Source organism: Ferrimonas marina (assembly GCF_900129905.1).
Classification (GTDB): Bacteria; Pseudomonadota; Gammaproteobacteria; order Enterobacterales; family Shewanellaceae; genus Ferrimonas; species Ferrimonas marina.
Genome location: NZ_FQXG01000004.1, coordinates 394,152 through 412,548 on the forward strand (window position 1 = coordinate 394,152; position 18,397 = coordinate 412,548).

The 18,397-nt window shown below is 62.4% G+C and carries 15 protein-coding genes and 1 tRNA gene; 9 read left to right on the top strand and 7 right to left on the bottom strand.

Annotation, left to right across the window (positions count from 1 at the left end; genetic code table 11):
• Positions 1 to 359: 359 nt before the first annotated feature.
• Positions 360 to 1,595 carry a GGDEF domain-containing protein gene (locus BUC04_RS11850; RefSeq protein WP_067664135.1) on the bottom strand — a complete coding sequence of 412 codons (1,236 nt, stop codon included), beginning with the start codon at positions 1,593 to 1,595 and terminating at the stop codon, positions 360 to 362.
• 178 nt (positions 1,596 to 1,773) lie between these two features.
• Here BUC04_RS11850 and BUC04_RS11855 point away from each other — a divergent pair, with 178 nt between their 5' ends.
• Positions 1,774 to 1,980 carry a YgdI/YgdR family lipoprotein gene (locus tag BUC04_RS11855; protein ID WP_067664138.1) on the top strand — a complete coding sequence of 69 codons (207 nt, stop codon included), beginning with the start codon at positions 1,774 to 1,776 and terminating at the stop codon, positions 1,978 to 1,980.
• Between the two features lie 64 nt (positions 1,981 to 2,044).
• Here BUC04_RS11855 and tkt read toward each other — a convergent pair whose 3' ends face one another.
• The 3 genes from tkt to speE form a co-directional block, all read right to left on the bottom strand.
• Positions 2,045 to 4,045 (bottom strand): transketolase, encoded by a 2,001-nt coding sequence (tkt, locus tag BUC04_RS11860; protein WP_067664141.1) that lies wholly within the window; start codon positions 4,043 to 4,045, stop codon positions 2,045 to 2,047.
• 247 nt (positions 4,046 to 4,292) lie between these two features.
• Positions 4,293 to 6,191, bottom strand: a complete 1,899-nt coding sequence (gene speA, locus BUC04_RS11865) for a biosynthetic arginine decarboxylase (RefSeq protein ID WP_067664144.1) — start codon at positions 6,189 to 6,191, stop codon at positions 4,293 to 4,295.
• Positions 6,192 to 6,201: 10 nt separating this feature from the next.
• Positions 6,202 to 7,062 (bottom strand): polyamine aminopropyltransferase, encoded by an 861-nt coding sequence (gene speE / locus BUC04_RS11870; RefSeq protein ID WP_067664147.1) that lies wholly within the window; start codon positions 7,060 to 7,062, stop codon positions 6,202 to 6,204.
• 450 nt (positions 7,063 to 7,512) lie between these two features.
• Here speE and metK point away from each other — a divergent pair, with 450 nt between their 5' ends.
• Positions 7,513 to 8,667: a methionine adenosyltransferase gene (gene metK, locus BUC04_RS11875; RefSeq protein ID WP_067664150.1), complete on the top strand. Its 1,155-nt coding sequence runs from the start codon at positions 7,513 to 7,515 to the stop codon at positions 8,665 to 8,667.
• A gap of 52 nt (positions 8,668 to 8,719) precedes the next feature.
• On the opposite strand, the gene BUC04_RS11880 is transcribed toward metK, so the two are convergent.
• Positions 8,720 to 9,919: an MFS transporter gene (locus BUC04_RS11880; RefSeq protein WP_067664153.1), complete on the bottom strand. Its 1,200-nt coding sequence runs from the start codon at positions 9,917 to 9,919 to the stop codon at positions 8,720 to 8,722.
• 199 nt (positions 9,920 to 10,118) lie between these two features.
• Here BUC04_RS11880 and BUC04_RS11885 point away from each other — a divergent pair, with 199 nt between their 5' ends.
• The 5 genes from BUC04_RS11885 to BUC04_RS11905 all read left to right on the top strand — a co-directional run bounded on the left by BUC04_RS11885 (position 10,119) and on the right by BUC04_RS11905 (position 13,923).
• Positions 10,119 to 11,237 (top strand): C15 family peptidase, encoded by a 1,119-nt coding sequence (locus BUC04_RS11885; protein WP_234977390.1) that lies wholly within the window; start codon positions 10,119 to 10,121, stop codon positions 11,235 to 11,237.
• A gap of 55 nt (positions 11,238 to 11,292) precedes the next feature.
• Positions 11,293 to 11,796 carry a SprT family zinc-dependent metalloprotease gene (locus BUC04_RS11890; RefSeq protein ID WP_067664159.1) on the top strand — a complete coding sequence of 168 codons (504 nt, stop codon included), beginning with the start codon at positions 11,293 to 11,295 and terminating at the stop codon, positions 11,794 to 11,796.
• 114 nt (positions 11,797 to 11,910) lie between these two features.
• On the top strand, positions 11,911 to 12,642 hold the full coding sequence (rsmE, locus tag BUC04_RS11895) for a 16S rRNA (uracil(1498)-N(3))-methyltransferase (protein ID WP_067664161.1): 732 nt from the start codon (positions 11,911 to 11,913) through the stop codon (positions 12,640 to 12,642).
• 10 nt (positions 12,643 to 12,652) lie between these two features.
• A complete protein-coding gene (gshB, locus tag BUC04_RS11900; RefSeq protein WP_067664163.1) occupies positions 12,653 to 13,597 on the top strand; it encodes a glutathione synthase in 945 nt (314 codons plus the stop codon).
• Positions 13,597 to 13,923 (top strand): hypothetical protein, encoded by a 327-nt coding sequence (locus BUC04_RS11905; RefSeq protein ID WP_067664165.1) that lies wholly within the window; start codon positions 13,597 to 13,599, stop codon positions 13,921 to 13,923. Before gshB ends, BUC04_RS11905 begins: the two co-directional genes overlap by 1 nt.
• A 15-nt stretch (positions 13,924 to 13,938) precedes the next feature.
• Here the strand turns inward: BUC04_RS11905 and BUC04_RS11910 are convergent, their stop codons facing one another.
• Together BUC04_RS11910 and BUC04_RS11915 are read right to left on the bottom strand one after the other, a co-directional pair.
• Complete coding sequence (locus tag BUC04_RS11910) at positions 13,939 to 16,395, bottom strand: bifunctional diguanylate cyclase/phosphodiesterase (protein WP_073325901.1); 2,457 nt, start codon at positions 16,393 to 16,395, stop codon at positions 13,939 to 13,941.
• Positions 16,396 to 16,542: 147 nt separating this feature from the next.
• The gene (locus BUC04_RS11915; protein ID WP_067664168.1) at positions 16,543 to 17,034 is read right to left on the bottom strand and encodes a type 2 periplasmic-binding domain-containing protein; all 492 of its coding nucleotides are present in this window, start codon (positions 17,032 to 17,034) and stop codon (positions 16,543 to 16,545) included.
• Between the two features lie 160 nt (positions 17,035 to 17,194).
• Here BUC04_RS11915 and BUC04_RS11920 point away from each other — a divergent pair, with 160 nt between their 5' ends.
• On the top strand, positions 17,195 to 18,229 hold the full coding sequence (locus BUC04_RS11920; protein ID WP_067664170.1) for a class I SAM-dependent methyltransferase: 1,035 nt from the start codon (positions 17,195 to 17,197) through the stop codon (positions 18,227 to 18,229).
• Between the two features lie 67 nt (positions 18,230 to 18,296).
• Positions 18,297 to 18,383 (top strand) — tRNA-Leu (locus tag BUC04_RS11925).
• Positions 18,384 to 18,397: the final 14 nt, after the last annotated feature.

Sequence of the window (18,397 nt, forward strand, 5' to 3'; positions counted from 1 at the left end):
TAGGTGCTAGGTGCTAGGTGCTAGGTGCTAGGTGCTAGGTGCTAGGTGCTAGGTGCTAGGTGCTAGGTGCTAGGTGCTAGGTGCTAGGTGCTAGGCAGGCTAGCCTAAGACTAGAACCTTGGCAGTCAACGCTTTTCCTTTGCTCTTCCTAGCTCTTGCTCCTCCTAGTGCCTAGAAGGGCTTTGCCCGCCCCAGAGCCTGCTCTCCAAGGCTTTTCCTAGGCTCTTCCTAGGCTCTTCCTAGGCTCTTCCTAGGCTCTTCCTAGGCTCTTCCTAGGCTCTTCCTAAGCTCTTCCTAGCTCCTAGAAGGGCTTTGCCCGCCCTAGTACCTGCTCTTCCTAGGCTCTTCCCTAGCAACAGTTACTTCTCCGGGGCCTGACGGATGCAGTTACGGCCCGCTTTCTTGGCGGCGTACAGTGCGGTGTCTGCCGCCTTGATCACCGATTCCACGTCGCCGTATTTGCGGCTGCGCTGGGCCACCCCCAGGCTGAGGGTGATCTGCACCTGCTTACCACCGCCGCTGCCACGCTGGCGCTTGCCGTCCTGGTTGTCCTCCGGCCGCTCCTTGCTGGAGCGCACCATAAAGGGGTACTCCTCGATATCCTGGCGCACCGCCTCCAATGCCGCCCGGCACTGCTTCGGGGTTTTACCAGCGAACAGGATGGTGAACTCCTCACCGCCATAGCGGTACACCTTGCCGCCCCCTTTGACCTTACTCAATCTTGCCGCCACCAGCTTCAGTACCTCATCGCCCACATCATGGCCGTAGGTATCATTGAATTTCTTGAAGTGATCGATGTCGGTCATCGCCAGGGTGTAGCGTCGGCCCAGCCGCTTCAGTGCCAGGTTGAGGGCGCGCCGCCCGGGGATCCCGGTCAGCTCATCTAGGAAGGCGATCTGGTGGCCATGCTCCAGTACCGAGACGAACAGGGCTAGCCCCAGCACCGCGAACAAGCTGGCGGCGATCAACGGGCGAGCAAAACCTAGGGTCATCAGCATCAGGGTGACAGTCAGCAGCAGTGCCGCTACATCGCCGCTCTCTCCCCGGTTCAGATAAACAAGCCAGGCGGCGCAGGCGCACATCAACTGCCACAACACCAGCAGCAAGGGAGCCGGGCTGCTGTCCATAAACAGGAAGGCCCGCGGTGCCAACCAGGCGTGCAGCGACATGGCCCAGTCGCCGCTTTGACTGATGCCGATCAACGCCCCCAGCAGCAGCGCCAGCAGCAACCAGTGGCCCAGCCCCAGCCGATGAAAAGGCTGACGCTCCGGCAGCACCAACAGCAGCAGCGCCAACAGCGGGGCACACAACCCCAGCAGCCAGAACTCCAGCTCCGCCTGGGGCCCGATCATCGGCCCGGCCAAGCGGGTGTGGATCAGGCCATAGCAGCCCATCGCCAGCAGGGTGATAAATCCCACCCGCCCCTGCTGGTAGACCTGGCTGAGCAGCAGCGCTGCGCCCAGGGTGTACCAGGGCGTGGAGCGCAACAGGAACACCTGCTCCGGGTAGTGCATCACCACGTAGCCCGGCAGCCAGAGGGCGGCAGGCAGCAGCAGGACAAGCAGAAACAGCAGGGTACGATCGGAGGCGCTCACAACCAGGGATTTCCTTGGGACTTCAGGCGTATATAACGGATAAAATTACTATTTATCCGAGCCTATGGCGACCACTAATGCGCAATTATGAAGCGCGGGAAGTGACCTTCGCTAAGCCCCCACGGGGACAGGAACTTAACTACACTTGTCGATGCTACATACGACAAGGAGTTCCCCTATGCGCCAGCTTTACTTGGTGCTTTGCCTGCTGTTACTGGGCTGTGGTAGCACTGATTACATCATGAGTACCTCGGACGGCCGGATGATCCCCACCACGGGCAAACCGACCCTGGACGAGGAGACCGGCATGTACCGCTACGAGGATGCCGACGGGCGAGAGCAGATGATCAAAAAGGATGAGATCCAGGAGATCATCGAGCGCTGAACGCCACAAACAAAAACGCCCCCAACCGCATCGCGATTGGGGGCGTTTTTTATCCGCTTGGCGATCAGTCTGCCAGCAGCTCCTGGGCAGTCGCCACCACGTTGTCGACGGTGAAGCCGAACAGCTTGAACAGCTCACCGGCCGGGGCGGACTCACCAAAGCTGTGCATACCGATGATGCGACCATCCAGGCCCACGTACTTGTACCAGTAGTCAGCGATCAGCGCCTCGACCGCGATGCGGTTGGTGACGTCGCTGGGCAGGACAGACTCTTTGTAGGCTGCATCCTGGGCATCGAACACCTCGGTACAAGGGATGGAAACCACCTGCACCTGCTTACCCTGGGCGCTGAGCTGCTCTGCTGCTGCCATTACCAGCTCCACCTCGGAGCCGGTGGCGATCAGGATCAGCTCCGGCTTGCCGTCGCAGGCCTTGAGCACGTAACCGCCCTTGGCCACGTTGGCCAGGGTGGCTTCGTCCCGGGCCATCGGGGCCAGGCCCTGGCGGGAGAAGATCAGGCTGCTGGGGCCGTCGGTACGCTCTACCGCACTGCGCCAGGCTACCGCAGACTCCACCGCATCACAGGGGCGCCAGGTGTTCATGTTCGGGGTTTGACGCAGGGAGGCCACCTGCTCCACCGGCTGGTGGGTCGGGCCATCTTCACCCAGACCGATGGAGTCGTGGGTGTAAACGAAGATGCTCGGCTGCTTCATCAGCGCTGCCATGCGCACCGCGTTGCGGGCGTACTCCATGAACATCAGGAAGGTCGCACCGTACGGCTTAAAGCCACCGTGCAGGGTCAGGCCGTTCATGATGGCGCTCATGCCGAACTCACGCACACCGTAGTGGATGTAGTTGCCGGACGCGTCCTCGGCGGTAATGGACTGGGAACCGCTCCAGTTGGTCAGGTTGGAGGGGGTCAGATCCGCGGAGCCACCCAGCAATTCCGGCAACAGCGGACCGAAGGCGTTAAGGCAGTCCTGGGAGGCCTTACGGGTGGCCACCTTGTTGGCGTTGGCCTGCAGATCGGCGATGTAGCCTTCCACGTGTGCAGTCCAGTTGTCCGGCATTTCACCGGCCAGACGACGGCTGAATTCCGCCGCCAGCTCCGGATGCTCGGCCTGGTAGGCGGCAAAGCGCTGATCCCAGCTGGACTCGGCGTCGGCACCGGCGGCCTTGGCATCCCAGGCCTGGTAGACGTGCTCCGGTACCTCGAACGGAGCATGGTTCCAACCCAGGAAGTCGCGGGCTGCGGCGATCTCGTCATCACCTAGCGGGGCACCGTGACAGTCGTGGGAGCCGGACTTGTTGGGGCTGCCGTAACCGATGATGGTCTTGGTGCAGATCAGGGTCGGCTTGCCGGTCTCGGCACGGGCGGCCTCGATAGCGGCTTTGATCGCCTCCGCATCGTGACCGTCCACCGCGGGGATCACGTGCCAGCCGTAGGCTTCAAAGCGCTTCGGTGTGTCATCGGAGAACCAGCCTTCCACCTCGCCATCGATAGAGATGCCGTTGTCATCCCAGAAGGCGATCAGCTTGCCCAGGCCCAGGGTGCCGGCCAGCGAGCAGGCCTCGTGGGAGATCCCCTCCATCAGGCAGCCATCGCCCATGAACACGTAGGTGTGGTGATCCACCACGTTATGGCCGGGGCGGTTGAACTGGGCACCCAGTACCTTCTCCGCCAGCGCCAGGCCAACACCGTTGGTGATGCCCTGCCCCAGCGGGCCGGTGGTGGTCTCAACGCCCGCGGTGTAGCCGTACTCCGGGTGGCCTGGGGTGCGGGAGTGCAGCTGACGGAACTGCTTGAGATCCTCGATGCCCAGGTCGTAACCGCTCAGGTGCAGCAGGGAGTAGATCAGCATCGAGCCGTGGCCGTTGGACAGCACGAAACGGTCCCGGTCGGCCCAGTTCGGGTTGCTCGGGTTGTGCTTGAGGAAGTCGCGCCACAGCACTTCGGCAATGTCAGCCATGCCCATCGGGGCACCGGGGTGACCGGATTTGGCTTTCTGTACCGCGTCCATGGACAACGCGCGAATGGCATTGGCAAGCTCTTTACGGGAAGACATCTTGGCTCCTGCTACAGGGATTGATCATTGATTGGCGGGGCATATTCTCACCCCTCGCTGTCAGAGACGCAAATTTGTCACCAAAAAACGTAACCCGCGGGTCGTTTTTTGCACACAGGGGAGTGTAGCCAACCCCGGCCCGGCGGGCAGGGCTTTGCGCGGCAACAAAAAGGCAGCCTTGCGGCTGCCTTTGCTGTGCTTCGCGGTTGGCCAGACCCCAGACGAGATCCTGGCCAGTCTTGGCGACTCAGGGCTCCAGGTAGGTGTAGCCCTGCAGCCCCGCCTCCAGCTCCTCCAGGAAGGCCACCTTCTGGGCCTCATCCAGCGCCTGGTCGTTGAGGCGGGAGCGGTAGCGAGACAGGATCAGCTTGGGATCCAGATTGACGTACTCCATCACCTCCGCCACCGTGGTGCCCTCGGTCTGCTCCACCAGGTTCAAGCTGCCATCGGCATCCAGCTGCACATCCACCACCTCGGTATCGGCGAACAGGTTGTGCATGTCCCCCAGGATCTCCTGGTAGGCCCCCACCATAAAGAATGCCAGGTGGTAGGGCTTCTGCGCCTGCCACGCCGGCATCGGCAGGGTGGTTTCGATGCCCTGGCCATCCACGTACTGATCGATGGTGCCGTCAGAGTCGCAGGTGATGTCGAGGATCACCGCCCGTCGGTCTGGCTTCTCATCCAGCCCGGACAGCGGCAGCACCGGGAACACCTGATCGATGCCCCAGGCATCCGGCAGCGACTGGAACAGCGAAAAGTTGGTGTAGAACTTGTCCGCCAGCTTCTCGTTAAGATCGTCGATCAGCGGCCGGTGGGAGCGGTTCTTCGGCGACAGTCGCTGGGCCACGTGCCAGGAGACCTGCAGGTGCACCTGCTCGGCCCAGGCACGCTGGCTCAGATCCAGCAAGCCGTAGTTGTACTTGGCATGGACATCCGCCAGATCGTTCACCGTATCGTGGTAGATCTCCCCCAGCGCCCGGGCGTCGGTGTTATCCCGCGCCTCCTCCAGGGTCTGCCACATGTTGCGCAGCACCATGGGGGCACCGGCCTGGGGCGCCGGCAGATCGGACTCCGGCTGGTAGGCCTCCACCCCGATCACATCGGCGATCAGCACCGCGTGGTGGGCGGTCATGGCGCGGCCGGATTCGGAGATCAGCCGCGGATGCGGCAAGCCGTACTGCTTACAGACGTCGCCAATGGCGTACACCACGTTGTTGGCGTACTCCTGCAGCGAGTAGTTGACCGAGCAGCTGCTCTGCGAGCGGGTGCCCTCGTAGTCCACCCCCAGGCCACCGCCCACGTCCACCGTGGTGATCGGGGCGCCCAATTTGCGCAGCTCCATATAGAAGCGGCCGCACTCGGTCAGCCCCTTCTGGATGTCGCGGATGTTGGCGATCTGACTGCCCAGGTGGAAGTGCAGCAGCTGCAGGGCATCCAGTCGCCCCTCCTGACGCAGCCGCTCCACCAGGTTGAGGATCTGCATGGCGGAGAGGCCAAACTTGGACTTTTCGCCACCGGAGGATTGCCATTTGCCCTTGCCCTGGGAGGCCAGGCGGGCGCGCACGCCCAGGCGCGGCACCACCCCCAGCTTGCGGCTCTCCGTCAGCACCAGGTCCAGCTCCGACATCTTCTCGATCACCAGGTAGACGTCGTAGCCCATCTGTTGGCCGATCAGTGCCAGGCGCACGTACTCCCGGTCCTTGTAGCCGTTGCAGACGATCACCTGGGCGGCATCCTGGGCCATCGCCAGCACCGCCATCAGTTCGCCCTTGGAGCCGGCCTCCAGCCCCAGCTGGGTGCCGCCACCGGCGATCAGGCCGTTGACCACGCTGCGCTGCTGATTGACCTTGATCGGGTAGACCGCCAGGTAATCACCGCGGTAGCCATACTCCTCGATGGCGCCGCGAAAGGCGCCGGTCAGGCTCTGTACCTGGCTGTGCAGGATATCGGGGAAGCGCACCAGCAGCGGCAGCTTGGCGCCCTGCTCCACCAACTGCTCGGTCAGGTGGGCCAGGTCAATGGCCCGCTCCGGATTGCCCCGCTCCGGACGCACCTCCACATTGCCGGCGGCATTGATGTGGAAGTAGCCCCGGCCCCAGTAGGGCACGTTGTACAGCTCCAGTGCGTTGTCGACGGTCCAGCTCACGCCTGTTTCCTCAGTCGATGATCGCCAGGCGATCCACCAGGTATTGCGGCAGGGCAAAGCTGCCGGTGTGCACCGCCGGGGTGTAGTAGCGGGTCTTAAAGCCCGCCGCAGCGAAGCGCTCAGCGATCACCTCAGTGGAGAGCTGACGCAGCTCGGCGTTGTCGGAGGCCCAGGCCAGGGACATGATGCCGCCGATGTAGGTGGGTACCGGGGCGCAGTAGAAGCTGCGATCGGCAAAGAACGGCTGCAGCCGTGCCTTGGTGGTCTCCGCCTCGTCCGGCTGCATAAAGGGCACGCCGTTTTGCGCCACGAATACCCCGCCCTCGGTCAGGCAGTTTTTGCAGCCCTTGTAGAAGTCGGACTCAAACAGCGCCTCACCGGGGCCGATGGGATCGGTGCAATCGGAGATGATCACATCGAACTTCTCGGTGCAGTTCATCACGAACTCCTTACCGTCACTGATGACGATATGGGCGCGGGGGTTATCGAAGGCACCGGCGCTGTGGTTGGGCAGGTGCTGTTTACACATCTCGATCACCTGCTGGTCGATCTCCACCTGAGTGACGTGCTCCACCTGGTCGTGGCGCAGTACCTCACGCAGGATGCCGCCGTCGCCACCACCGATGATCAGCACCCGCTTGGCGTTGCCATGAGCCAGGATCGGCACATGGGTCAGCATCTCGTGGTAGATAAACTCATCCGCCTCGGTAGTCTGGATCACCCCGTCCAGTGCCATCACCCGGCCAAACCGGGCGTTTTTGAAGATGATCAGCTCCTGGTGCTCGGTGGGGGCACGGAACAGTACCTCTTCCATCTCAAACTGCTGACCGTAGGACGGGTACAGGGTTTCCAGGTAACGATTGTCGCTCATGGCACTCTCTCTTAATCGGGCTGTGTCGAGACACAGGAACGGGACGCTTCGGGGGCGTAATACCCAACACTATAGAGCTTAAGGGGCGGAACAAGCCGCAGGGAGGGAGGCGTAAAGGCAGGAAGCCGGCTTTTTGTGCCGGTCGCATCAAGCTGTTGTGGCCGCGCAAGCTGAACCTGCACGGCTTACGCCTCGAGAACCATAACCCCTTAAACTCCTGTTCTTTTTATCCGCTGATTTTGCGGCGCGCCTTTATACCCCCTTTGTCGGGCAAAATCCAGCCTGCGCTGGCCGCCAGGCCATTGCCACGGCAAGGGCTTTTGCAGACGAAGGTGAGAGGATTTGATCCGGCGCACTGGCAATGAAATCAAAAGTCTCTAAAATAGACGTCCAGATGTAGATGCTTCTACACGTTTTTCGGTATAGATAGACAGACGAGAGATTACACACATGGCACGTCACCTGTTCACTTCCGAGTCGGTGTCCGAAGGTCATCCCGACAAGATCGCGGATCAGATCTCCGATGCGGTTCTCGACGCCATCCTGGCCCAAGACCCCAAGGCTCGCGTAGCCTGCGAAACCTACGTTAAAACCGGTATGGTGATGGTCGGTGGTGAAATCACCACCTCCGCCTGGGTGGACATCGAAGAGATCACCCGTCAGACCGTTCGCGACATCGGTTACACCCACTCCGACATGGGCTTTGACGCCAACTCCTGTGCCGTTCTGTCTGCCATCGGCAAGCAGTCCCCGGACATCAACCAGGGTGTGGACAAGGCCGATCCCCGTGAGCAGGGCGCCGGTGACCAGGGCCTGATGTTTGGCTACGCCAGCAACGAAACCGACGTGCTGATGCCCGCTCCCATCACCTACTCTCACCGTCTGGTGAAGCGTCAGGCGGAAGTGCGCAAGAACGGCACCCTGCCCTGGCTGCGCCCTGACGCCAAGTCCCAGGTGACCTTCGCCTACAACGCCGACGGTACCGTTGCCGGCATCGATGCCGTAGTACTGTCTACCCAGCACAGCGAAGAGGTTTCCCTGGAAGAGCTGCGCGATGGCGTGATGGACACCATCATCAAGCCGATCCTGCCGCAAGAGTGGATCACCAAAGACACCAAGTTCCACATCAACCCCACCGGTCGCTTCGTGATTGGCGGCCCGATGGGCGACTGTGGCCTGACCGGTCGTAAGATCATCGTTGACACCTACGGCGGCATGGCCCGTCACGGTGGCGGTGCCTTCTCCGGTAAGGATCCGTCCAAGGTAGACCGTAGCGCCGCTTACGCCACCCGCTACGTGGCCAAGAACATCGTTGCCGCTGGTCTGGCCGACCGCTGTGAGATCCAGGTGTCCTACGCCATCGGCGTGGCCGAGCCGACCTCCATCAGCATCGAAACCTTCGGCACCGGTAAGCTGCCGGAAGACAAGCTGATCGCGCTGGTCCGCAAGCACTTCGATCTGCGCCCCTACGGCCTGATCCAGATGCTGCACCTGGAGCGCCCGATCTACCAGCCGACCGCCTCCTACGGCCACTTCGGCCGGGTTGAGTTCCCCTGGGAGCAGACCGACAAGGCCGAAGCCCTGCGCGCCGACGCCGAGCTGTAATCCACAGCCACAAAAAAGCCCCGCCGATGCGGGGCTTTTTTTGTATTAGCGCTTAGGCCAGGGCCTGCTCCGACAGGCGTCGCTCATTGCGGGTCAGCGCCCCGACCAGCATCAGCATGGCGCAGTAACACACCCCGCTGCCAGCGATCACCCCATCCCAGCCCCACTGCTGCCAGCACCACAGCAGCCAGAAGCCACCGACGCTGCCACCGACGTAGTAGTGCACCAGGTAGAGTGCCGTCGCCCCCGCCTTGGCGGTCAAGGCGTGCTTACCTACCCAGGCGTACGCCAGGGCGTGTACGAGGAAGGCGCCGGCGCTGATCAGCAACATCCCCAGGATCATGCTCCACAGCACCTCCTGTCGCGCCAGCAACACCCCGGCAAAGGCCACCAGGGTGCCCAGCAGCATGCCAGACAGATCACCGAAGCGCAGGCTCCAACGACCGCTGAAACTGGAGGTAAAGGTGCCGGAAAGGTAGCAGAGGAAGATCAGCGAGGTCACCGCCAGCGGCAGGCTGTGGGGCTCCGCCACCAGACGAAAACCCATAGCAGAAAACTGGTTCACAAAGAGTGCAAAGTTGAGCCCACCGATCCACATCGCCAGCACCAGCTTGGGATTAGCCAGGTGGCGGAAGGTCTGCTTCAGCGACACCCGCAGACCGTGGCGACTGGGGCGGAAGCAGGCATCCTGGGGCAGCCAGCGCAGCACCCCAACCAGGGCCAGTGCGCTGCAGGCGCCGATGATCAACACGGTGCCGCGCCAGCCCAGCAGGTCTCCCAGGCCCCCTCCGGCCAGACGGCTGAGGATGCCGCCGATGGAGTTGGCGGCAACAAATCCCCCCACTGCCAGGGCCAGCGCCTTAGGGGAGAACTCCTCGGCCATGTAGGCCACCGCTACCGAGGCAAAACCGGCCAGCACGGCCCCCATTAACGCCCGTGCCAGGGCTATCTGCCAGAACGCCTCCGCCATGGCCCCGGCCGCCCCCACCAGGGGGATCAGCCCCAGGCTCAGCAGCATCACCCGGCGTCGGCCAACCCGCTCAGACAGCAACGCCCAGGGCAACAGACCCAAGGCCAGCCCCATAAAGCAGGCGGCATGGGCCCAGTTGGCCTGACTGGGAGAGACTTGGTAAAGCTGGGCCAGCTCCGGCAGCAGCGGCTGGAACAGGTAGAGGTTGCCAAACACCATCAGCGCACCCAGGGTCAGCGCCAGGCGTGCCCGCTGGTAACTGCGGGTTCCCACATCAATCATTGTCTTGTTCAAACTGCGGATATTGGCATCAGCGTAACAACCGCCCAACGGGCTGAGAAATCAATCTTTGGTCTGTTTGGATACCTAAGTCTTATGGCAAGAAATGGGAATTTTTTGCCGCCGCTCACATATCTGGGTAACTTGGGAAGCAACAACTCACCACAGGGAACGAAAGATGGTCAAAGGAGCGGTTTTGGCGATGTCGATAGTGGCAACGGGGGCATCCGGTATGGCGCTGGATGTGGAGGAGCAGCGTCTGACCCAGGCCCAGGAGGCGCTGCCGGAGATCACCGGACGCTACCAGTCCGAGGTGGAGCAGTTGCTGGCGCGCTACCGTCGCGACGGTGGTGAGCTTACGGTGACCCGCAAGGTGGCCGAGGATGGCAACGCCCTTTGGCGAGCAGCGGTCAAGGACGTTCAGGCCGGCTTCTTCGACGACAGGGCGCTGTACTGGGACCGACTGGCTGCCCGTATCCAGCTCAAACAACAGGACCCCGCCTTTGCCCTGGCCCAGTGGCAACGGGGGATCCTGCTCACCACCCTGGAGAAAGCCTCCCGCGGCATGAGCGACATCCAGTTTGATGAGGACACCGACGTCCGCATCCTGGTGACCGGCTTTGATCCCTTCTTCCTCGACCGGGACATCGGCCAGTCCAACCCCTCGGGCCTCGCTGCCCTGGCGCTGGATGGCAAACGCTGGAATCAGGATGGCAAGCGGGTGCAGATCGAGTCGGTGCTGATCCCGGTGCGCTTCGCCGACTTTGACCAGGGCCTGATCGAATCCCTGCTCTCCCCCTACCTGCGGGACAACAGCGTCGACATGGTGGTGACCGTTTCCATGGGCCGCGACCAGTTCGATCTGGAACGTTTCCCCGGCCGTCATCGCAGTGCCGAGGCACCGGACAACCTCAATGTGCTCACCGGCGCCAGCAAGACCCAACCGCTGTCGCCACAACTCAACGGCGACGATCTGCACGGACCGGAGTTTGTTGAGTTCAGCCTGCCGGTGGCCCAGATGCTTCAGGCCGAAGGGGCCTTTAAGGTGGTCGACAACCGCAAGGTGACCACCAAGATGGGCAGTAAGGAGGCGATCGGGCTCTATGCCCTCAACGACGCAGTCTCCATCGAGGGCTCCGGCGGCGGTTACCTGTCCAACGAGATCAGCTATCGCAGCATCCTGCTCAAGGAGCTGCTGGGCAGCTCAGTGCCCATCGGTCACATCCACACCCCCAAGGTGGCCGGCTACGATGAACCCACCCAGCGCCAGATCCTGGCCCAGTTGGAGTCGATGCTGGCCTTGGCCGCGCAGCAGCTATAGACTGACGCCCCTGCCGCCGTCCCCGGCGGCAGGTGTTCTTGCGTTAGGAGTCCCCATGCCCCTCCCCCCCGCCCTGCAACAGGCGGTCATCGACCGGGTAGAACATTGCTATCAACGGGCGGAAGCCCACTGGTCACGGCCCTTTCCCCGTCCCCGGGTGGAGTTTCGCCTGCGCGGCCAGAGCGCCGGCGTGGCTCACCTGCAGGAGAACCGGTTGCGCTTTAACCCGGTTTTATTGCGCGACAATCCGGACGCCTTTATTGAAGAGGTGGTGCCCCATGAGGTAGCCCACCTTTTGGTGTGGCAGTGCCACGGCAAGGTGGCCCCCCATGGCAGGGAGTGGCAGAGCGTGATGCGTGAGCTGTTCCAGCTGACACCCCGTACCCGCCATCAGTTCGATGTCAGTCAGTTGGCGCCCCCCAGCTTTGCCTATCGCTGCAGCTGCCAAAGCCATCAGCTGACGTTGCGCCGGCATAACAAGGTACAGCGTCAGCAGGTCCAATACCTGTGCCGGCACTGTGGTGAGGCGCTGGTGCCCAGCCAGGATGCCGAGGGATAACCCGGGCGCTAAGTCACGGGAACCACGAGACTCTGTCACAGAGCTGACTTACAATGTATCCGGCAAGTGCCCCGCCAGGGGCAACCTCAGCTTAAGGAAACCTGTCGACACACCATGCGCGTGCCACGTATCTATCAACCCGGCCCCCTGGCCGCCGGTCAAACCTTGTCGCTGGAAGACGACGCCGCCAACCACGTTGGCCGAGTGCTGCGGATGCAGCCGGACCAGACTCTGATCCTGTTCAATGGCGAGGGCAGCCAATACCCGGCCACCATCCTGTCTGCCGACAAGCGCCAGGTACAGGTCCGCATCGATCAGCAGCAACAGCAAGACATAGAATCCCCGTTGGACCTGCACCTGGGCCAGGTGATCTCCCGCGGCGACAAGATGGAGTTCACCATCCAGAAGGCGGTGGAGCTGGGCGTCGCCAGCATCACCCCGCTGTGGTCTGAACGCTGCGGCGTCAAGCTCAGCGGCGATCGGCTGGACAAGAAGATCCGCCAGTGGCAGAAGATCGCCACCGCCGCCTGCGAGCAGTGCGGCCGCAACCGGGTCCCGACGGTCTATCCGGTCACCAAACTCAACGACTGGATGGCCCAGCCGTTCGACGGCCTCAAGCTCAATCTGCACCCGCGGGCGCAGTACAGCATCAACACCCTGCCCCAGCCCGTCACCGCCTTACGATTGCTGATCGGCCCCGAGGGTGGCCTCTCCCCGGAGGAGATCGACGGCGCTGCTGAGCAGGGCTTCACCGACATTCTACTTGGCCCCAGGGTGCTGCGTACCGAGACCGCCGCCCTGACCGCCATTACCGCTTTGCAGGTTCGCTTCGGCGACCTCGGATAAGGAGCCCGAGATGATCAAGCTTGGCATCGTGATGGACCCCATCGCGAACATCAATATCAAGAAAGACACCAGCTTTGCCTTCCTGCTGGAGGCCCAGCGCCGTGGCTACCAGATCCAGTACATGGAGATGGGCGATCTCTACCTGTTGCAGGGCCAACCCCGGGCCCGAATGCGTCCGTTGAGCGTGGAGGAGAACCCACAGCAGTGGTACCAGTTGGGCGAGGCAGTAGACACCCCGCTGGCGGAGCTGGATGTGGTGCTGATGCGCAAAGACCCGCCGTTCGACACCGAGTACATCTACGCCACCTACATGCTGGAGCGTGCTGAGGAGCAGGGCACCCTGATCGTCAACAAGCCCCAGAGCCTGCGCGACTGCAACGAGAAGCTGTTCACCGCCTGGTTTGCCGAGCACACCCCCACCACCCTGGTGACCCGCAGTCCGGAACAGATCCGCGCCTTCCACGCCGAGCACGGCGACATCATCCTCAAGCCGCTGGACGGCATGGGTGGGGCGTCCATCTTCCGGGTCAAGGCGGATGGCGACAACCTGGGGGTGATCATCGAGGTGTTGACCAACCACGGTGCCAACTACGCCATGGTGCAGAAGTTCATCCCGGAGATTAAGGCCGGTGACAAACGTATCCTGGTGGTGGATGGCGAACCGGTGCCCTATTGCCTGGCCCGTATCCCGCAAGGGGGCGAGACCCGGGGCAACCTGGCTGCCGGTGGCCGAGGGGTGGCCCAGCCGCTGTCCGACAGCGACCGGGCGATCGCCGAAGCGGTGGCACCGGAGCTGAAGAAGCGCGGCCTGATCTTTGTTGGTCTGGATGTGATTGGCGATCGCCTCACTGAGGTCAACGTCACCAGTCCCACCTGTGTGCGCGAGATTGACGCCGCCTACGACACCAACATCAGCGCCATGCTGATGGACGCCATCGAACGGCGGCTGGCGTAATGCGAAAGGGGATCCCAGCCCTGCTGCTGGCGCTGGCCTGGAGCCAGCCGGCCTGGGCTGACCGTTGTCTTCAGGGGGCCTGGCGCACCCAGAGCTGCCCTGCCCCCATCTACCAGGGGATGGAAACGGCGGGAGGCAACCGGGTGTTCTGCGTCTGCCTGGAGGACTTTGCCCACCTGAGACAGCCGCTGGATCGCAGCGACAGTGCGGCGGTGACCCTGCGCAGCAGGGAGCTGGAGCGTCTGTCGGCCAGCTACCAGCTGGAGTGGGAACCGCTGCAGAAGCTGCTGCGGATGTCACCGGACGCCACGGTACCGGCCCCCTGAGTGCCGAGTCGGCCCCTAACGGGGCCGGCCAATCAATCGCTCCTCATCCCCCCATATCATCTCCGGCCCCAAGCGTTCCAGCATGGCCGACATCTGGTGCTCGTCCATCGGTGCCGAGTAGAGGTAGCCCTGGACGCAATCGCACTGCGCCTTGAGCAGGAACTGGCGCTGATCATGGCTCTCAACCCCTTCGGCGATCACCGTGCGCTTGAGGGTATGGGCCAGCTCAATCACGCTGGTAACGATGTTGCGGTCGACGTCGGAGTTATCCAGATCCGACACAAAGCCCTTGTCCACCTTGAGCATGTCAAAGGGCAACTGCTTGAGATAGCTCAGTGACGAGTAGCCGGTGCCAAAGTCATCGATGGCGATGCGCACCCCCATCGCCTTGAACTGGTTAAGCACCGACAGCGCCTGATCCAGGTTCTTGATCAGCACCTCTTCGGTCAGCTCCAGCACCAGCCGCTGCGGCGCCACCTGGTAATGCTCCAGCCGGGCCTGGACGAAGGCCACCATATCCGGATGCAGGTACTGGGTAGGGGAGAGATTAAGCGAAAGGTAAAACTCCATCTGGCCAAATTTGCGGGTGTAGCGGTCCAGCAGTGCCAGCACCTGGTTGACCACGTAGCGTCCCAGCGCGATCTCCTGTTCGCCGTCAGCCAGATCACTGAGAAACTCGCCGGGCAGCAGCAAGCCCCGGGTGGGGTGCAACCAACGCAGCAGCGCCTCGAACCCCACCAACTGCTGGGTCTTGAGGGTCAGGATCGGCTGCATCGCCAGCACCAGCTGCTGCTCCTCCATCGCCACCCGCACCTCCTCCTCCATCATCTGCTTGCGGGAGGCGCTTTCCAGCATCTGCTCGTTGAACACCCGGTAGTTGCTGCGCCCAGCCTGCTTGGCCTGGTACATCGCCAGATCAGCGCGCTTGAGCAGCTCTTCCGGTCGGGCCATGGGGTTGTCGCAGAACACCACGCCGATGCTGGTGGTGATGATCAGGGTATGGCGCCCCAGCTGTAGCGGTTGCTGCAGTGAGGCAAAGATCTGATGGATGATGCGGTGGATGTCGGATTCCTGCTCCAGGCCACGCACGATCACGGTGAACTCATCGCCGCCCAGGCGGCAGACGGTATCCATGCTCCGCACGCTTTTCTGCAGCCGGTTGGCCACGGTCTTGAGCAGCTCATCGCCGATGTCGTGGCCCAGGGTGTCATTGACCCGTTTAAACTCATCCAGGTCGAGGAACATCAGCGCAATCTGCTCATCGGTACGGCCGATGGAGCCCAGTGACTTGGCCAGCTCATGGTGGAACATGGCGCGGTTGGGCAGTCCGGTCAGAGCATCCATCATCGCCATCCGCTGCAGCTCATTGGTGTAGCGATCGACGTCGTTCTCCAATCGCTCCAGCTGGTTGGCCACCTCCAGGGTGGTGTTCTCCAGCTGTTGCAGCTCGTCACCAATGCGGCTGGGAGAGCGACGCAGGCGCTCGCGCAGATCATCAAATCGGCTCTGTGCCAGCAGTGGCAGCACCTGACCCAGGCGTCGCACCCGCCCCAGCGGGCGCCAGAACAGCAAGGTGCCCATGCCACCGGCGGTGAGCATCGCCAGCAGCAATATACCGGTCAAATCACCAACAAAGGCCCGTTCGCTTTGCGCCAGGCTATGGATATTGCGAAACAGCAGCATGGTTTCGCCGCTGTCCGCCACCGGCCAGCTGTAGATCGCCCAGGGCTCGCCATCCAGCTTCAGCTCGTGGGGCTTGCTCATCACCTGCTCCAGCGCCACCGTTTCGGCAAAGGCGGAGAGCTTGGGCAGGCTCTGCTCCTGGTGGGTCAGGCTCAGCAAGGGGCGGGACCACAGCCGCACCGGCTCACGGCCGATGGGCCCGAACATCGCCACCTCGACCTGATGGTTCTCAGCCATCTGGGCCAGGATCTTGTCAAACCCGGTGGTGAACACCAGCAGGTTGAGTTCGCTGTCGATCAGCACCGGTACCGCCACGTCCACGTAGCAAAGCCGCAGGCAGCGCACCCGGTGGATCGGCTCACCACTGTGCAACGAGGCATTGAGCCAGCCCTGGTCGACGAAGTCCTCCTCGCCGTAGACCATGCGGGGTAGCAGGCTGGCGTCGAACACCCGCAGGGCACGCAGGTCCCAGAACAGCTCGAAGTCAGGCCAGGCGCCGTCGAGGGTTTGCTGGATCTGGGCCAGGGTCAGCCGATGGCGCTCGCCGCCCATCATCAGGTGCAACTCCTGACTCAGGGCGGTTAACCGGGCCTCTTCATCCCGCAGCCGGATCTGGTAATCACGCCAGAGGAAGTCATACTGCTGATGCAGCACATTGTCGAGTTGTTGATCGAAGCGGCGCAGGCCAAGGGCGCCGATGATCACACTGACCAAGGTCAGCATCGCCACCAGGGAGAGGACGAATTTCCAGCGCAGACTGAGGAAGTAGGAGATCTTTCTTAACGGCATTGGAACACCACCCATGGGGCTGGGCGGGGACGGCACTGCCTCCTTTTATGCTGCATCGATGCGGCTGACATGCTCACTGACTCCTGAAATCCTTTCCATGAGATCCGCCCGCTGTGTCGCCGCCAAAGATCCTTGGCGCGGACGATTCTACCAAGGATAGTTGGCTGCGGGGGGTTTCGCTTTGCTGTCAGGGCTGGCCGATGCAGTGGTTTCTGCCCGCCAATCGCTGGGCAGGTAACCGATCGCCCCCGGCGTGCTTTTGACCCGGGCCCAAAGCTGCGCAGGGGTGCTGACTACCTCAGGGTGACGGGCACTGCCAGCGAGGGATTTCTGGTGCCATTGGCGGGTCAACTGAAACGGCAGCAGCTCCAACACGTCACGACAGAAGGCGCGGTGAGCGGCGGCGTCGGACTCCAGTACCACCACGGTGATGGCGCTGCCGTCTGGCCAGTGCTGCTGATTGAGGCTGAAGATGGCGCGAAGCTGCTGGGAGCCAGCGGGGATATGGTCTACGGTGTCGTGAGCAACCAGCTCAACCGAGGGGGCAGGTTCTGCTCGAACCGGCACCAGCAGGGTGCATAGCGTGACCACTAAGACCCAACCCCAGCGGATGGGGGATCGCTTCTCCTTGCGCTGCATCGACCAAACTCCCTGTCTGTTCCTCGCTCACTTTGTGCTCAATGTACCAGCCTTACCCTTCCGGGCAAAGGGGCAAAGCCCAGCACAGCGCCGGCTTCGGGCTCGGTTTTTGCCGTCGGTTCCACGTATAATTGCCAAAACGCCGAGTAATCTGACTGTTATGAGCCTGACCAATCCCAGCCGCCTGCTGGCCAAATACGCCGACCGGTTTCAATCCCAGCAACTGGTGCTGCTGAACCCCGATGGGGACAGCCTGATCGAGGCCCTGGCCCCCCAGGTGGCCCACCTGACCCTGCTTAATACCGACTGGGTCAACCACCAGCGCCTGCTACCGCTTCAGCGTGGCAACGTCTCCCTCGCCTTCGGTGCCGACATCCAGGCGCTTGACGCCCCCAGCGCCGATGCGGTGGTGATCCGCATCCCCAAGGCGCGGGAGCAGTTACGCTACCTGCTGGCCATGGCCAGTGCCCTGTTGCCCGCGGAGGCGCCGGTCTACCTGGTGGGAGAGAACAAGGGTGGGATCCGTTCCGCCGCCAAGAGCGCCGAGCCCTGGCTCGACGGCACCCGCAAGCTGGCCTCCGGTGCCCACTGCCAGTTACTGATGGGCAGCAACCGGGCCCAACAGCCATGGCAGCCTGAGACCTGGTGGCTGCAGCACCAGGTTGCTACCCCAGACGGCGAGCTGGCCCTGGCCTCGCTGCCGGGGGTGTTTGGCCACGGCAGCCTGGATCCGGGTACCGAACTGCTGCTGCAACAGCTGCCGTCCCAACCCCAGGGTCGGGTTTTGGACTTCGGCTGTGGTGATGGCGTGATCGGCGCCTTCCTGGCCCAGCGCAATCCGGCCATCGAGCTGGAGATGGTCGACATCAACGCCATGGCCCTGGCCGCAAGTGCCCAGAGCCTCACGGCCCTGGGTCATAGCGCCAAGGTCTATCCCTCCGATGGATTGTCCCAGGTCCAGGGCCAGTTTGACCTGATCGTCTCCAACCCGCCCTTCCACCACGGCCTGGATCAGACCTTCGATACGGCCCGCCGCTTTATTCGTCAGGCGGTAGAGCACCTCAAGCCCGGTGGTCAGCTGATCTTCGTTGCCAATGGCCATCTGCCCTACGGTGATGATCTGGATCACGCCTTTGGTCGGGTTAATATCATTGCGCAAGACAGTAAGTTCAAAATCTACGCAGACAAAAAATAAAATCATTTTTGAGTGTTGACCGGCCCGAGAATCTCCCTATAATGCGCCCCCGTAGCAACGATGATTCGCAGATGTGGCGGAATTGGTAGACGCGCTAGCTTCAGGTGCTAGTGTCCGTTAGGACGTGGGAGTTCAAGTCTCCCCATCTGCACCATCGATGATACGAAA

Excerpts from the sequence above, each read along its gene's own strand:
- BUC04_RS11855 (WP_067664138.1), top strand. The coding sequence starts at position 1,774 with ATGCGCCAGCTTTACTTGGTGCTTTGCCTGCTGTTACTGGGCTGTGGT.
- tkt (WP_067664141.1), bottom strand. The coding sequence starts at position 4,045 with ATGTCTTCCCGTAAAGAGCTTGCCAATGCCATTCGCGCGTTGTCCATG.
- speE (WP_067664147.1), bottom strand. The coding sequence starts at position 7,062 with ATGAGCGACAATCGTTACCTGGAAACCCTGTACCCGTCCTACGGTCAG.
- metK (WP_067664150.1), top strand. The coding sequence starts at position 7,513 with ATGGCACGTCACCTGTTCACTTCCGAGTCGGTGTCCGAAGGTCATCCC.
- BUC04_RS11880 (WP_067664153.1), bottom strand. The coding sequence starts at position 9,919 with ATGATTGATGTGGGAACCCGCAGTTACCAGCGGGCACGCCTGGCGCTG.
- BUC04_RS11885 (WP_234977390.1), top strand. The coding sequence starts at position 10,119 with ATGTCGATAGTGGCAACGGGGGCATCCGGTATGGCGCTGGATGTGGAG.
- BUC04_RS11890 (WP_067664159.1), top strand. The coding sequence starts at position 11,293 with ATGCCCCTCCCCCCCGCCCTGCAACAGGCGGTCATCGACCGGGTAGAA.
- rsmE (WP_067664161.1), top strand. The coding sequence starts at position 11,911 with ATGCGCGTGCCACGTATCTATCAACCCGGCCCCCTGGCCGCCGGTCAA.
- gshB (WP_067664163.1), top strand. The coding sequence starts at position 12,653 with ATGATCAAGCTTGGCATCGTGATGGACCCCATCGCGAACATCAATATC.
- BUC04_RS11905 (WP_067664165.1), top strand. The coding sequence starts at position 13,597 with ATGCGAAAGGGGATCCCAGCCCTGCTGCTGGCGCTGGCCTGGAGCCAG.
- BUC04_RS11910 (WP_073325901.1), bottom strand. The coding sequence starts at position 16,395 with ATGCCGTTAAGAAAGATCTCCTACTTCCTCAGTCTGCGCTGGAAATTC.
- BUC04_RS11915 (WP_067664168.1), bottom strand. The coding sequence starts at position 17,034 with ATGCAGCGCAAGGAGAAGCGATCCCCCATCCGCTGGGGTTGGGTCTTA.
- BUC04_RS11920 (WP_067664170.1), top strand. The coding sequence starts at position 17,195 with ATGAGCCTGACCAATCCCAGCCGCCTGCTGGCCAAATACGCCGACCGG.